The sequence below is a fragment of the Tahibacter caeni genome, assembly GCF_024609805.1.
GTDB classification, from domain to species: Bacteria; Pseudomonadota; Gammaproteobacteria; order Xanthomonadales; family Rhodanobacteraceae; genus Tahibacter; species Tahibacter caeni.
In genome coordinates this window covers 1-14,397 of sequence record NZ_JANFVR010000027.1, presented here as the reverse complement: position 1 = coordinate 14,397, position 14,397 = coordinate 1, and the positions used below count along the sequence as shown (strand labels likewise).

At 68.0% G+C, this 14,397-nt stretch carries 12 protein-coding genes; 9 read left to right on the top strand and 3 right to left on the bottom strand.

The genetic code is table 11. The features are described 5' to 3' along the window. Positions 1-163 precede the first annotated feature (163 nt). The 8 genes from NON22_RS04280 (at position 164) to NON22_RS04245 (ending at position 10,285) form a co-directional block, all read left to right on the top strand. Positions 164-1,672: a hypothetical protein gene (locus NON22_RS04280; protein ID WP_257385676.1), complete on the top strand. Its 1,509-nt coding sequence runs from the start codon at positions 164-166 to the stop codon at positions 1,670-1,672. A gap of 427 nt (positions 1,673-2,099) precedes the next feature. Further along, entirely contained in the window at positions 2,100-3,251 is a 1,152-nt protein-coding gene (locus NON22_RS04275) for a hypothetical protein (protein WP_257385675.1), read from the top strand. A 149-nt stretch (positions 3,252-3,400) separates the two neighbouring features. Further along, positions 3,401-4,345 carry a peptidylprolyl isomerase gene (locus NON22_RS04270; protein ID WP_257385674.1) on the top strand — a complete coding sequence of 315 codons (945 nt, stop codon included), beginning with the start codon at positions 3,401-3,403 and terminating at the stop codon, positions 4,343-4,345. Between the two features lie 55 nt (positions 4,346-4,400). Then, the gene (locus tag NON22_RS04265; RefSeq protein WP_257385673.1) at positions 4,401-5,207 is read left to right on the top strand and encodes an ABC transporter permease; all 807 of its coding nucleotides are present in this window, start codon (positions 4,401-4,403) and stop codon (positions 5,205-5,207) included. Next, a complete protein-coding gene (locus NON22_RS04260; RefSeq protein WP_257385672.1) occupies positions 5,204-6,418 on the top strand; it encodes an ABC transporter ATP-binding protein in 1,215 nt (404 codons plus the stop codon). The genes NON22_RS04265 and NON22_RS04260 overlap by 4 nt, the downstream gene beginning before the upstream one ends. Beyond that, complete coding sequence (locus NON22_RS04255; RefSeq protein ID WP_257385671.1) at positions 6,415-7,326, top strand: class I SAM-dependent methyltransferase; 912 nt, start codon at positions 6,415-6,417, stop codon at positions 7,324-7,326. Before NON22_RS04260 ends, NON22_RS04255 begins: the two co-directional genes overlap by 4 nt. A 189-nt stretch (positions 7,327-7,515) precedes the next feature. After that, complete coding sequence (locus NON22_RS04250) at positions 7,516-9,381, top strand: lantibiotic dehydratase family protein (protein WP_257385670.1); 1,866 nt, start codon at positions 7,516-7,518, stop codon at positions 9,379-9,381. 13 nt (positions 9,382-9,394) lie between these two features. Continuing rightward, positions 9,395-10,285 carry a glycosyltransferase family 2 protein gene (locus NON22_RS04245; RefSeq protein ID WP_257385669.1) on the top strand — a complete coding sequence of 297 codons (891 nt, stop codon included), beginning with the start codon at positions 9,395-9,397 and terminating at the stop codon, positions 10,283-10,285. A 7-nt stretch (positions 10,286-10,292) separates the two neighbouring features. On the opposite strand, the gene NON22_RS04240 is transcribed toward NON22_RS04245, so the two are convergent. After that, a complete protein-coding gene (locus NON22_RS04240; protein WP_257385668.1) occupies positions 10,293-10,961 on the bottom strand; it encodes a glycosyltransferase family 2 protein in 669 nt (222 codons plus the stop codon). A 169-nt stretch (positions 10,962-11,130) separates the two neighbouring features. Further along, complete coding sequence (gene ettA, locus NON22_RS04235; protein ID WP_257385667.1) at positions 11,131-12,792, bottom strand: energy-dependent translational throttle protein EttA; 1,662 nt, start codon at positions 12,790-12,792, stop codon at positions 11,131-11,133. Between the two features lie 261 nt (positions 12,793-13,053). Here ettA and NON22_RS04230 point away from each other — a divergent pair, with 261 nt between their 5' ends. Beyond that, positions 13,054-13,533: a hypothetical protein gene (locus NON22_RS04230; protein WP_257385666.1), complete on the top strand. Its 480-nt coding sequence runs from the start codon at positions 13,054-13,056 to the stop codon at positions 13,531-13,533. A 69-nt stretch (positions 13,534-13,602) separates the two neighbouring features. On the opposite strand, the gene NON22_RS04225 is transcribed toward NON22_RS04230, so the two are convergent. Further along, a partial coding sequence (locus NON22_RS04225; protein WP_257385665.1) for a glycosyltransferase family protein occupies positions 13,603-14,397 on the bottom strand: 795 nt, incomplete at its 5' end.

The following is a 14,397-nucleotide window of genomic DNA, read 5'->3' as shown; positions in this document are numbered from 1 at the left end:
CCGGCCTCCGAAGCCGGTTTTCGTGGGATTGCGTTGCCATGACCTTTGTTCTAGCATTGGCGCGCTGTTGCCCTACCATGCCCAAAAAAGGCGGGCCAAAACCGCTGTTGCGGAGCATGGTCGGTTGTAAGCAAAAGCCCTGTGGTTCATTAGGAGTGTTGTGATGAAGAGAAACAATCTGACGACTTCGGTTGTCGCCGGCCTCGCCGCCATCGCCGGCATCGCGAGCACCGCGAACGCCGTTGAGCTGAACCCGGATGGTACCGGCCAGGTCCTGGTCTACCCGTACTACACGGTCAACAAGAACCAGCAGACGATCGTCTCGGTGGTCAACACCACCAACATCGCCAAGGCTGTCAAGGTCCGCTTCCTCGAGGGTCACAACTCTCGCGAAGTCCTCGACTTCAACCTGTTCCTGTCGGAATACGACGTGTGGACCGCCAGCGTGTTCGCGCTGACCGACGCCGGCCTGACCGGTGACGGCGCCGCGATCACCACGACGGACAAGAGCTGCACGGCTCCGAACAAGTCCGACTGGACCGGCTCGCTCGGTACCGGCCGTCCGTACCAGGTCTTCCTGCCGTACGCCTACACCGGCGACCATGAAGATACCGGCCCGGTCGACGACGCCCGTACCCGCGAAGGTCACATCGAGCTGATCTCGATGGCCGACCTGACCGGCGCGCTGCGCACGGCTGTGACCCACACCTCGGCCGGCACCCCGGCGAACTGCAACGTGGTCCAGGCGATCGACCCGTCCAACTCGCTGCTGGTCGCCCCGACCGGCGGTCTGTTCGGCGCCGGCGGCGTCGTCAACGTTGCTCAGGGTACGTTCTTCACCTACAACGCTGACGCCATCGATGGCTTCACGATCATCCCGCTGTTCTCCGACACGTCCTCGCTGACGCCGTCGCTGGCTCAGGCCAACACGGGTCCGGGCGTGGCCACCGCCTACGTCTTCGGTTCGGCTGGTCAGCTGATCCGTTCGGACTACTCGACGACGGGCGCCCCGAGCAACGCGATCGACGCCGTGTCGGCCGTGTTCATGTCGAACAACCTGTTCAACGAATACAACGTTGACTCGTCGGTCGGCTCGAACACCGACTGGGTCGTGACCTTCCCGACCAAGCGCTTCTACGTCGACAACGAAATCCTCGGCGTCGCGCTGGGCGATCCGGGTGCGATCCAGCCGTTCCGCTACACCTTCGGCGAAGACGCCACGGGCAACGGCGACGGTCTGTCCTGCACCCAGATCGAAATCGCTCAGTTCGACCGCGAAGAAGGTCGTCCGAGCGGTCCGGCTCCGGGCTTCTCGCCGCCGCCTCCGGGCCAGCCGGCTTCCTCGCTGTGTAAGGAAACGAACGTCATCAGCTTCCTGAACGTTGCCACCGCTCCGACCGAGTCGGGCGTGCTGGGTTCGAAGCTGGTCACGAACGTCAAGCCGTTCGCCGCCACGGGTTGGATGCGTCTCGGCATGAACCCGGCTGCCCAGCCGCACTCGAGCCGTGCGTCCATCGACGGCGACGTGTACTCGGGTCTGCCGGCGACCGGCTTCGAAGCGGTCAACTACATCAACACCAACGTGGGCGCGGGCGTGCTGTCGAACTACAGCGGCCTGTTCCGTCACCGCGCCAGCCGCGCTTGCACCAACGCGACGGCGGCTTGCTCCTGATATCCATCAGGTAAGCAGGTGTTTCAGTAGTGAAAGAGGGGCCTTCGGGCCCCTCTTTTTTTTCACCGCGATCCTCTCGCTTCCCGTTACGCTCCATCGGCGCGCCACGCGCGGCGGTCCCGGCCCGGCCGGGATTGCTCAGGGGCATACTCCGGATCGCGCCGGATCCGCGCAGTCGGCCGGCCGGCCGGACCGTCCGGCGGGATTGCAATGTGTATAAATATCCTCACCCCCGCGCTGCCGCGCGCTTTCCCGGCTGCGTATCGGGGCCTATTTCAAGGGTGTTTTCGGATTTACGGCTCCAGGATTGGCCGCTTTTCACGCTTCGCCCGCCGTTCACATGCAACTTGATTTAACGAAGGGTTTGCACGGGACGGCATATCCGGCGCTAAAATTCAATCGCTCTCATCTGAATTGGAACTTGTCAATGCCTGCATTGCGCCTGCCCGCCGCTGCGCTGCTGTTCACGATCGCGGCCGCTACCGGTTCTGCGAATGCCCAGACGACGCTGCGGCTCACCTGGACCCCGAATGGTGGATCGCCGAAGGTCTGCGAATACACGACCGACGCGGCCGGCGTGAGCATGGACCCGACGACCGGCGCGCTCCTGGCGACCGGCTCGTTCTCGGGTACGGACTGCCCGACCGGCACCACTCCGGTATCGGATCCGTCGATCAGCAACGGCATCGACACGAATGACATTCCGGCGACGACGACGACCGGCGCGAGCCACACGATCACCTGGGCCGCCAATGCGGATAGCTGTACCTATGCGGGCAGCTCCACGCCGGGCGCGGTCAGCAACTGGCCGTTGACCGGCAACGTCTGCAGCTCGGCTGCGGAATGCGCGACGGGCAAGTCGGTGAACGTGACGCTTCCGAATGTCACCGGCAGCTATCGTTTCCAGCTCAGCTGTAACAAGGTCGGCTCCTCGGTGACGGCCACGTCCGGACAGAACGTGACCGTCAACCAGGGTGGCGGTGGCGGCGGCGGCGATACCTGCGTCAACAACGCCGGCATCACGCGTCAGACTTTCGGCACCGTCATGTACAACGCGGGCATCACGACGGCTCGCGACGTCGACATGACGCTGTTCGAGAACGTCTTCGGTCACAACCCGGACGGTGCGCCGCGCCTGTTCCCGGGCACTACCAACATCAACCAGCGCGTCATGATCCAGCGCAACCAGTACGTCTCGCTGAAGTTCACCGTGCCGGCGAACTTCCCGAACCAGACCTACGGCCAGTTCCGCTTCGAGGAAACCCAGCCGCAGACCCTGCGCATGTCCTGGACGATCAGCAAGACCTGCGGCGACTTCTCGGCCACGCCGACGCCGCCGCTGACCTCGCACTGCATCATGAACAACGGCCCGGTCAACAGCACGCTGATGTGGGGTTATTACCTCGGTGCGACGACGCTGTGCCAGCTCGTGCCGGGTGAAACCTACTACTTCAACATCATCCATGCGCCGCTGGGCAATCTGACGAACTCCTACTGCAGCGGCACCTGCGGCAACACCATCCAGCAACAGAAGCTCGGCGGTACCGGCTGGCCGGCCGGCGTCGACGAAGTCCAGTGATTCGGCACGGCCTGCGCCTCGGCGCAGGCCGTCGTCTTTCCGCGGTACCGGCGCGAGGAACTCCGCCGAAAGCCCCGCGGTCAATTCAGATTCCATCAATTCGGTGGGCGCGCTTTCGGCGCGCCCCCTTTCTTTTTTTTGGATATCCAATGCGCCAACTGATTCTCGCTCTTGGTCTGCTGACCGCGGCTGCCGCGTCGGCGGAAGAACTCGCCAAAGACGGCGACACGCTGGTCGTCTCGCAGGGCACCGCCCGCGTGACGCTCTCCGACGTCGACGCTTACGTGCACCGAGTCCCGCGCGACGACCGCGCCGGCTTCATGAACAAGCCCGAGCGCATCGAAACGATGCTGCGCAGCCTGCTGCTCGACAAGCAGCTCGCCGACGAGGCGCGCAAGCTCGGCCTCGACAAGGATCCGATCGCGCAGAAGCAGATCTCACTCGCGATCGACACGGCCCTGGCGCGCGTGCGCATGGAGAAGTTCCGCGAAGGTCTGAAGGCGCCGGATTTCTCCGAGCAGGCGCACGAGGACTACCTCGCCAACAAGCCGAAATACCAGATTCCGCGGCGCGTCGACGTCAAGCACATCCTGATCGACACCAAGTCGCGCACTGCCGAACAGGCCGAAGCACTCGCGAAGGAAACCGCCGAAAAGATCGCGCGCGATCCCTCTCAGTTCGAAGCGCTCGTCGAATCGCTGTCGGACGACCAGAGCAAGAAGGACAACCACGGCCTGATCGAGAACGCCTCTTCGGAAAACTTCGTCGCGCCGTTCGCCGAGGCTTCCGCCAAGCTAGAGAAGGTCGGCCAGATCTCCCCGGTCGTACGCACGCCGTACGGCTTCCACATCATCAAGCTCGTCAAGATCGAGCCCGCGCAGCAGCAGCCTTACGAGAAGGTGCGCGCGCAGATCGTCTCGCGCCTCGAGGCCGAATGGCTCGAAGCGCAGATCCGCGGCAAGCTCGACGGCCTGCGCAACGAGAAGATGGACCCGCAGCCGGAAGTGCTGGCCACGCTGCGCGAACGCTACGGCGCGCCGGGTCCGGTCACGCCGAAGCTGCCGGCCGCCGACGACGCGGCGAATCCGCAGTGATCCTGCCGCTCGTGCGGCACTGCGCCGCACGAGCGCCGCTGCCGGCGCGCTCGTCATGAGCCCGACACTCTCTCCGAGGACCGCGCGCATCGCTTCGGTCTTCGGGCTCGCTCTGCAGCTCGCCCGACGCGACCTGCGCAATCGCTACCTCGGCAGCTTCAGCGGCGGGGCCTGGGCGCTCGTGCAGCCCCTCGTGCAGCTCGCCGTTTATTCTTTTGTATTCGGATACATTTTCCGCCAGCGCCTGCCGGGCGCCGACGCGCCAGGCTACGTGCCGTTCCTCGTCGTCGTGCTGTGGCCCTGGACCGCATTCGCCGAAGCCGTCAGTCGCGCGACGACGGCGATCCAGGACAACGCCAGCCTGATCGGCAAGGTCGCGCTGCCGCGGTCGGCGCTCGTGCTCGCCCCGGTGCTCGCGGCGTTCGCCGTGCACGGCGTCGGCTATCTCGGCCTGCTGCTGGTACTGCTGGTCGTCGGCGCGGGCATCGCGCCGGCCGGGCTCGCGGCGATGCTGCCGGCGCTCGCGCTGCTGTTCCTGTTCGCGCTCGGGCTCGCCCTGCTGCTGTCGGCGCTGCAGGTGTTCGTGCGCGACATCGCGCCGGCGCTGCCGCAGCTGCTGATGCTCTGGATGTTCCTGTCACCGGTGTTCTACGGCCGCAACGTCATGCCGGAAGCGGCACGTCCGTGGTTCGACCTGAACCCGATGACCGGGTTCGCCGAATACCTGCGCTTCATGCTGCTCGGCATGCCGGCGCCGGGCTGGCCGGCACTGGCCTGCAGTTTCGCCGGCGTCGCGCTGGCCGTGCTCGCCGGGGGCTTCGCATTCCGCCGCCTGCAGCGGCATTTCGAGGATTTCCTGTGAGCGTGCTCGTGCAGGCGCGCGGCCTCGGCAAGAGCTATCCGCGCGTGTTCCGCCGCAGTGACCGTCTGCGCGCGCTCGTCAACCTGCTGGCCGGCCGCGCGAGCGGCGAGGTCACGCCGGTGCTGCAGGACATCGACCTCAAGGTCGCGCGCGGCCAGTCGCTCGGGCTGATCGGCGACAACGGCGCCGGCAAGTCGACCCTGCTGAAACTCCTGACCGGCGTGCTGACGCCGACCCACGGGCGGGTCGAGGTCAATGGCCGCATCGGCGCGCTGCTGGAACTCGGCGCCGGCTTCCATCCCGAATACAGCGGCCGCGACAACATTGCGATGTCGGCGACCTTGCAAGGCTTCTCCGCCGACGAGCTCGCGGCCCGGCTCGACGACATCGTCGCGTTCGCCGACATCGGCCATTACATCGACGAACCGGTCAAACACTATTCCTCGGGCATGGTGGTTCGGCTCGGTTTCGCGATCGTCGCGGCGACGCGACCGGACCTGCTGATCACTGACGAAGTGCTGGCCGTCGGCGACGAATCCTTCCAGAAGAAGTGCATACGCTGGATGGAGGACTACCTGGACCAGGGCGGTACCCTGATCCTCGTCTCGCACAGCATGTACCACATCCAGAAGCTGTGCCGGCAGGCGCTGTGGCTGCGCCAGGGCCGCATGCAGGCCTGCGGCGACGTGTTCGAGGTGACCCAGGCCTACCTGGCCTATCACGAGCGCAAATCTGCCGGCGAGGACAGCCGCGCGCGCGATCTCGACGCCGTGCGCGGCCTCGAATTCCACGTGCGCACCATGCGCGTCAACGGCGAGGAAGCCGAAACCCTGCCGGCGCTCGAGCAGGGCGCCGCGCTGACCGTGGAAGCGACGATCGCCTCGCGCGACGGCCGCGTGCCGGTGGTCAACATCGGCATCGCCCGCGGCGACGGCACGCCGGTCTACGGCGTCAGCAGCGACATGGACGGCGTGCAGCCGGCGCCGCTGCCCGACGGCGACTACCGCATCGTGCTGCATTTCGCCGAGCTGCCGCTGCTGCCGGCCAGCTACACCATCCGCGTGCATCCGCTGGACAGCGAGGGCATGCGCCTGTTCGACACGGTCGAGCGTACCCTGACGGTCCGGGGCCGCAGCCCGGAATCGGGACTGGTGCGGCTGGCCCACGTCTGGGAACATGCCGCCCCCCTGAGCAGGAGCCGAAGCGAATGAGCGCTGGCGCAGCCCTGGATTTCACCGGCGAGCGCTTCACACCCGAGTGCGTGCGCGAGATCTGGTACGAGCACTGGCACCGCTACGCACTGGTCCGCGCTTGGGCACGCGGCCGCCGCGTGCTCGACGCGGCCTGCGGCGAGGGTTACGGCAGCGCGCTGCTGGCCCAGGTCGCCGATTCCGTGCTCGGCCTCGACGTCGATCCGGTCGCAGTCTCCCATGCGCGCGAGCGCTACGTCGCCGCGGCCAACCTGCGCTTCGACCAGGCCGACGCGACCAGACTGCAGCTGCCGGCGGCCAGCTTCGACCTCGTCGTCTCGTTCGAGACGCTCGAACACGTGCAGGCCCAGGACGCGCTGCTCGACGGCCTCGGCCACGCGCTGGCCGACGACGGCCTGCTCGTGATTTCCTCGCCCGACAAGGCCACCTACAGCGACGCGGCCGGCTTCCGCAACGAATACCACGTGCGCGAGCTCTATCGCGACGAGTTCGAGGCGCTGCTGCGGCGCCGCTATCCGCACGTGCGGCTGTACGCCCAGCGCCTGCTGTTCCAGTCGGCGATCTGGAGCGTGGATCCGCCCGACCTCGGGGCGGCCGGCCACTACGTCACGGCCGGCCGCGACGGCGGGGTCGAGGACGGCCTGGCCTACGCGCCGATGTATTACATCGCGGTCTGTTCGCGCCGGCCGCTTCCGGAGCTGCCGGCGGCGTCCTGGTTCGGTGATCGCGACGAATCGGTCTATCAGCACTACAATCACGAAATTCGCAAGAACATGGCCGCCGGTGCGCGCATCGCCGAGCTCGAGGCGCAGGTGGAGGCGTTGCGGCGCGAGCAGGCCGCCGCCGCTCCGCCGCCCGTCGCGGCTCCGCCGCGGCCGTGGTGGCGCTTCTGGGGCAGTGCCGACTAGCACCGCAGCCGCCGGCAGTCCCGGTTGGGGTTGCCCGGCCGGCACCGCACCTGCAAGACGACGGCAGCGCGACGACGGACGCGGGCCGGCAGCATCAACCCGGCCGTGTTCCGCGGCGATCCGCCAGCAACGACAGCGACACGCAGCGCCTCCGGGCCTGCGTCGATACAGGCAAAGGCAACCGGTTTCATGAGCAACAACCTGCAATACCAGTACACCTTCGACGCCACGCCGCCGCCGCCCGCGCCGCTGCGCCCGGATCCGAACGCGCCGCTGTTCGCGTCCGAAGACGCCGTCGTCGCCTCGCTGTCCAACAGCGAATGCGTGTTCCAGGTCAAACGCACGGGCGACGCCCACGTCATGACCTTCCAGGTCCTGCAGGCACTGGACCAGTGCCGCGAATTCCGCACCCTCGACGAGCACGTCGCGCGCATCCAGAGCACGATCCCGGGCCTGGAGCACCAGCGCGAAGCCGTCACGCGCGTGCTGCAGAGCCTGATCGAGCGCGACCTGCTGATTTCCGATCTCCGCTTCACCGAACGCCTGCAGGGCACGGCGGCACCCGCGCCGGCGCCGCTGCGCGCGATCTTCGTGCGCGCCTGCGACCGGCCGGCCCAGCTCGAGCGCCTGCTCGCCTCGATCGGCGATTACGAGCGCCGCTCGCGTGCCGGCCGTCACTACGTCGTGCTCGACGACTCGGTGCTGTCCGCCAACCTCGACCGCCACCGCGACCTGCTGCGCGAGTTCGCGCGCACGACGGGCTGCAAGGTCACCTATGTCGGCCCGGCCGAGCGCCAGCGCCTCGTCGAGCGTCTGGCCAAGGCCGTGCCGCAGAGCCAGACCGCGCTGCAGCGGCTGCTGCTGCCGCAGACCGGCGCGACGCGCTTCGGCGGCGGCCGCAGCTGGAATCTCGCGCTGCTGCTGTCGGCCGGCGGGCGCTTCGCGCTGTTCGACGACGACCAGCGCCTGCCGCTGCGCCGTCACGAACTCGTGCGCGGCGGTCTCGATCTCAATCCGACCCAGCTGCCGTTCGCGCGCTTCTATCGCAACATGGAAGAGGCGCTGGCCGCCGGCGAGGAAATCGCCGACGACCCGTTCAACCTGCATCTGGACGTCTGCGGCATCGGCGTCGGGGAGCTCGTCGCGCGCGGCGAATACGGCCTCAATCGCGAATCGCTGCGCGGCCTGAATCTCGCGCGTCTGGCGCATCTGAACAGCGACACGCGCGTGCTCGCGACGCAGCAGGGCACCTATGGCAGCGCGCGCTCGGAGAGCGCTGCCTGGATCTATCACCTCGACGCGGCCGGCCGCGCCGATCTGTGCTCCAGCCGCGAGACCTACCTGACCAACATCGAGGCGCAGTTCATCTGGCAGGGCACGGCCCGCGCGCGGCTCGCGTCGATTTCCTGGTTCACGCCGTTCGCGTTCGACAACAGCCTGCTGCTGCCGTGCACGAACGCGGTCGGCCGCGGCGAGGACGCGCTGTTCTCGGCCGCCGCGCATTTCTGCCATCCGGACGCGCTCGTGCTGGAGCTGCCGGTCGCGGTCGGCCATCTGCAGGAACAATCACGCACGCGTTCGCCGCGGACCCTGCAGGCCAATACGCCGCGCGTGAATCACTTCGCGACCGACTACATCCAGCGCCAGTTCGGCAATTTCCTGGCCAGCGACGCGGCGCAGCGCCTGGACCTGCTCGCGGACATCTTCCGCGACCTGGCCGGCGCGAGCGAGAACGCGCGCGTCAGCCATCTGCGCGAATACCTGAACTACGTGCGCGCCGACGCAATCGAGCGGCTGCAGCAGCAGTTCGAGGCGGCCGGCGACGCGCCGGTCTACTGGCAGGCCGACGTGCGCAGCATCATCGACGCGAACGGCCGTGCGCTGATCGCCAAGGCGCCGCCGCGCCTCGGCGACTGGAGCGACGAGTTCGACGCGGCCGCCTGCGCCAAGGCCCTGCGCCTGGAGCTCGGCGAACTCGCCGACAACTACGAGGCCTGGCCGCAGCTCTGGCAGCACGCGCGCGAAGCCGGCGACAAGCTGCTGGCCGGCGTCTGACCGCGGCGCCCGCATGCGGCTGCCGGTGCTGACCAGCATCGTCGTCGTCGCCGCCGACAGCGGCGCCGGGCTCGTCGACACGGTGCGGCGCGCGCTCGCCGGCACCGCGCGCGTCGAGTTGCTGCTCAGCGACAACGCGAGCAGCGACGGCAGCGTGGCCGCGGTCGCCGCTGCGTACGGCGCCGATCCGCGGGTGCGCATCATCCACAACGGGAAAAATCTCGGCTTCGGCGCCGGCGTCAACCGCGCCGCGGCGCTCGCGCGCGGCGATCATCTGCTGATCCTCAACCCCGACTGCCTGCTCGAGGCCGACAGCGTCGCGCAACTGCTCGCGCGGGCTGCGACCGTGCCGCGGCTCGGCCTGCTCGGCGTCCGCATACGCCATCCCGACGGCAGCGACGAAGCGGCCTCGCGCCGTCGCGACCCGACCCTGCGCCGCAGCCTGATGACCCTGAGCGGCCTCGCGCGCTTCGCGGGCGGCAGGCCCTCCTGGCAGGGCGTCAACGAGCCGCTCGACGAGGCCGTGCGCGGCGCGGATGGTCCCGCCGAGGCGGTGTCCGGCGCGCTGATGCTGCTGCCGCGCGCCGCGTTCGACGCGGTCGGCGGCTTCGACGAGGGCTATTTCCTGCACTGCGAAGATCTGGACCTGTGCCGCCGCCTGCGCGATGCGGGGTATACGGTCTACTACGCGGGTTCGATCGCGGTCGTCCACGGCAAGGGCGGATCGAGCCGGCATCGGCCGGTGTTCGTCGCCTGGCACAAGCATCGCGGCATGTGGCGCTGGTTCCGCCGCTTCGATCCGGCCGCGCGCCGGCCGCTGCTGCGCGGCATGGTCTGGCTGGGGCTCTGGACGCGCTTCGCGGCATCGCTGCCGCGGCTGCTCTGGCGCAAATGGCGGCGCTGAAGCGCCGTCACCAGTGCTCGCCGAGTATGGCCGGCACGTAGCGCGCGCCGCGTTCGGCGACGAGGCGCGAATAGATCTCGCCGTCGGACGCCAGCGAGCGGTCGTACCAGCCGCCGATCTCGCGCCAGATCGCCGTCTTCGCGACGAGCTGCAGGCAGTCGATCAGGCCGGCGATCGCGGGTATGCCGGTGTAGATCAGTACATTGTTCGTCCAGGAGGTATTGCGGTACAGCGCGCCGCGGCCGCTGTAGCTCATGCCGCGCATGAGAATGCCGAAGATCAGGATGTCCGGGTTCTCGGTCATCTGCTCGTTCGCGCCGGGCCGTACCGGCACGCGGCTCCAGTGGTCGATGACTTCGAGCGCGTTCGGATACAGCAGATTGTCCGGATTGAAATGCACGATGTACTCGCCGCGCGCGGCGCGGATGCCGATATCGCGCAGCGAATGGCCCCAGTCGTCGTGGCGCTGCGACGTGATTTCCACGCGCAGGCGTTCGCCGAAGCCCAGGTCCGCCAGATCCGGCAGCGGCCGCGACAGCGGGCCGTCGTGGTACAGCAGGATCTCGAAATCCTGCAGGGTCTGCTCGGCCAGGCAGCGCATGCCGCGTAGGAAGAATTCGTCGCTGACGCTGCCGTCGTAATGCGGCACGACGATGCTGTAGCGCGGTGGGCTCATGGCGGTCTCCGGCGGGAATGGCGGCAGGTCTCTACCCGATACGGGAAAAGCCGTTCGCGAGGCTCAGCGGAACACCGCGGCGATCCGCTGCGATGCGTCCCGCGCGCCGTCGCGGCGCCCGGCTCCAGACGGAGCAGGGCACCGCGCCCCCCAACGCGGAACGCGTCGCTCAGGCCAGCTTCTTGTAGCGCACGCGGTGCGGCCTGGCCGCCTCGTCGCCGAGGCGACGCTTCTTGTCTTCCTCGTACTCGCGGTAGTTGCCGGTGAAGAACTCCACGTGCGAGTCGCCTTCGAACGCGAGGATGTGCGTCGCGATGCGGTCGAGGAACCAGCGGTCGTGCGAGATCACCATCGCGCAGCCCGGGAATTCGAGCAGCGCTTCCTCGAGCGCGCGCAGGGTCTCGACGTCGAGGTCGTTGGACGGTTCGTCGAGCAGCAGCACGTTGCCGCCCTGCATCAGGGTCTTGGCCAGATGCAGTCGGCCGCGTTCGCCGCCGGACAGCTGGCCGACGATCTTCTGCTGGTCCTGGCCCTTGAAGTTGAAGCGGCCGATGTAGGCGCGCGACGGCGTCTGGTACTTGCCGACCGTGATCATGTCGGCGCCGCCGGAGATTTCCTGCCAGACGTTGTTGGTGCCTTCGAGCTTGTCGCGCGACTGGTCGACGTAGGCCAGCTGCACGGTCTGGCCGATGACGATCTCGCCCTTGTCGGGTTTCTCCGCGCCGGTCAGCAGCTTGAAGAACGTCGACTTGCCGGCGCCGTTCGGGCCGATGATGCCGACGATCGCGCCGGGCGGCACCTTGAACGACAGGTCGTCGATCAGCAGGCGGTCGCCGAAGGCCTTGGACACGTTGCGGAACTCGATGACCATGTCGCCGAGGCGCTCGCCGGGCGGAATGTAGATCTCGTTGGTCTCGTTGCGCGCCTGGTACTCGACCGAGTTCAGTTCCTCGAAGCGGTTCAGGCGGGCCTTGCCCTTGGACTGGCGGCCCTTGGCGTTCTGGCGCACCCATTCGAGTTCGCGCTGGATCGCCTTCTGGCGCGACTTCTCCTGCTGCGCTTCCTGCTTCAGGCGCTCGTCCTTCTGCTCCAGCCAGGACGTGTAGTTGCCCTTCCACGGAATGCCGCGGCCGCGGTCGAGTTCCAGGATCCACTCTGCTGCATTGTCGAGGAAGTAGCGGTCATGGGTGACCGCGACGACGGTACCCGGGAAGTCGGCCAGGAACTGCTCCAGCCATTCCACCGACTCGGCGTCGAGATGGTTGGTCGGCTCGTCGAGCAGCAGCATGTCGGGCTTGGACAGCAGCAGGCGGCACAGCGCGACGCGGCGCTTCTCGCCGCCGGACAGGTTCGCGATCTTGGCATCCCACTCGGGCAGGCGCAGCGCGTCGGCGGCGACTTCGAGCTGGCGTTCGAGGGTGTGCGCGTCGGTCGCCGCGAGGATGTTCTCGAGGCGCTGCTGCTCGGCCGCGAGCTTGTCGAAGTCCGCGCCTTCCTCGCCGTAGGCCGCATAGACCTCGTCGAGGCGCTGCTGCGCGTGCAGGATTTCCGAGACGCCTTCCTCGACGCATTCGCGCACGGTCTTGTCCGGATCGAGCGCGGGTTCCTGCGGCAGGTAGCCGACCTTCAGATCCGGCTGCGGCCGCGCTTCGCCGACGAAGTCCTGGTCGACGCCGGCCATGATGCGCAGCACCGTGGATTTGCCCGAACCGTTGAGGCCGAGCAGGCCGATCTTGGCGCCGGGGAAGAACGACAGCGAGATGTCCTTGATGATCTCGCGCTTCGGGGGCACGACCTTGCTGACCCCGATCATGGTGTAGACGTACTGCATGGGACACGTTCCGGAAGGCGGAAAAGTCGGCAATTATCGGCCAACGCCGCCGTGGCGGCCAGTGTGGCGGGGCATTGAGGGCCGAGGCCGGCGCCTGCCGCGCTCCGGCCAGTGTCGGCCGTTCGTCGCGCGCCGCCCGGTTCGCAGGATCTGCGATCCCCTCGGCGCATGATTTCCACGCCGCCGTCGTCACGGATTGCGCCGCTTCCGGAGCGGCCGATGGCGGCGCCCGAGCAAGTCACACTCCACAAGGAGCGCTACATGATCAGCAAACTCTGCGGCCTGGCACTGGCCGCCGTTCTCGCCCCCGGTCTGGCGGCGGCCAGCGACGGTCCCTTCGCCGACGTCAATGCGCTGACCAGCTACTGGACCTCGGCCGCCGGCAGCGGCCACACGGAAATCTTCGTCAACGGCCAGGAAGTCCTCGACATTCCCGGCAGCAACCCGTCCTTCGTCAAGCAGTACTTCAGCTGCCTGCTGACCAACGACATCCGCGTGCACTGCAATTCCGGCTATGACGGCGCCGAGTTCCTCACCGATCTCGTCGCCACGCTCGATGCCGATGCGGAAGTCTGGCTCGACGGCGTGCTGTATCGCGCCGGCTCGGGTCCCACTCCATACGACCGGGCCGAGATCGAGACCTGCAGCGGCGATTCGAGCTACTACGGCGTCGAAACGTACTACCTGGTCACGGCGTACTACGACGGCTTCGGCGTGCCCTACGGCAACAGCTGCTACTGAGCGTCGGCGGCCGGGCATCCGGCTAGTCCCGACGGCGCGGCCGCGAAAGCGGCCGCGTCTTTGCCCGTCTCAGTCCGGCGGCCCGCCGAGCCAGTGCGCGATCCAGTCGTAGATCGGCTCCACCTGGCGTTCGTCGGCGCAGACCAGGGTGCCCGGGCGGAACGCCGCGGCCGGCCCGGTCGGCGCGATCTCGGGGAATTTCTGCAGGAACCGTCCGGCGTAGTGCTGCCAGCTCGCCGCGAAATTGCCGCCGGAAGCGTGCCACAGCAGCAGGTCCAGGGCGATCGCGCAGCGCAGGCCGGCGCGATGGGCGCGCCAGCTCAGGTCCAGGTCGTAGAAATGGAAGCCGTCGAAGGTCGCCGCGTCGAAGCCGAGCGACCACAACGCGTCGCGGCGGCCGGCCAGGAACAGGCCGTCGAGGGCCTGGGCGTTCTCGACGACGGGCCCCAGGTTGCCGAGCAGGCCGAGCAGCCAGGCGTCGCCGTGCGGCTGGCTGACCCAGGACGCCGTATGCGGCGGCCCGGACCAGAACCATTTGGGCCCGGACAGCCGGTCGCTGCCGGCCACTCCGATCAGATCGTGCGTGGCCAGGTGCTCGCGCAGGCGCCGGGCGAAGCGCCGGCTCAGGATGCCGATGTCGTCGTGGCAGAACACGACGAGCTCGCCGCATGCGCGGGCCAGGCCGCGGCCGTAGCCCTCGCAGAGCGAGCGCGCGTCGCCGATGACGACGAGCTCCCAGTCCTCGCCGGCCAGCTCGCGCTCGAGATCGACGCGCAGCCGCGCCAGCCGCGCCGGCTCGACGCTGCAGACGACGACCGAGATCGCGCCCGCGGCCTGGGTCTTGGCCGGCGCGCGGTTGATTTC

Coding starts and splice junctions, on each gene's coding strand:
- NON22_RS04280 (WP_257385676.1), top strand. CDS start 164: ATGAAGAGAAACAATCTGACGACTTCGGTTGTCGCCGGCCTCGCCGCC.
- NON22_RS04275 (WP_257385675.1), top strand. CDS start 2,100: ATGCCTGCATTGCGCCTGCCCGCCGCTGCGCTGCTGTTCACGATCGCG.
- NON22_RS04270 (WP_257385674.1), top strand. CDS start 3,401: ATGCGCCAACTGATTCTCGCTCTTGGTCTGCTGACCGCGGCTGCCGCG.
- NON22_RS04265 (WP_257385673.1), top strand. CDS start 4,401: ATGAGCCCGACACTCTCTCCGAGGACCGCGCGCATCGCTTCGGTCTTC.
- NON22_RS04255 (WP_257385671.1), top strand. CDS start 6,415: ATGAGCGCTGGCGCAGCCCTGGATTTCACCGGCGAGCGCTTCACACCC.
- NON22_RS04250 (WP_257385670.1), top strand. CDS start 7,516: ATGAGCAACAACCTGCAATACCAGTACACCTTCGACGCCACGCCGCCG.
- NON22_RS04245 (WP_257385669.1), top strand. CDS start 9,395: ATGCGGCTGCCGGTGCTGACCAGCATCGTCGTCGTCGCCGCCGACAGC.
- NON22_RS04240 (WP_257385668.1), bottom strand. CDS start 10,961: ATGAGCCCACCGCGCTACAGCATCGTCGTGCCGCATTACGACGGCAGC.
- ettA (WP_257385667.1), bottom strand. CDS start 12,792: ATGCAGTACGTCTACACCATGATCGGGGTCAGCAAGGTCGTGCCCCCG.
- NON22_RS04230 (WP_257385666.1), top strand. CDS start 13,054: ATGATCAGCAAACTCTGCGGCCTGGCACTGGCCGCCGTTCTCGCCCCC.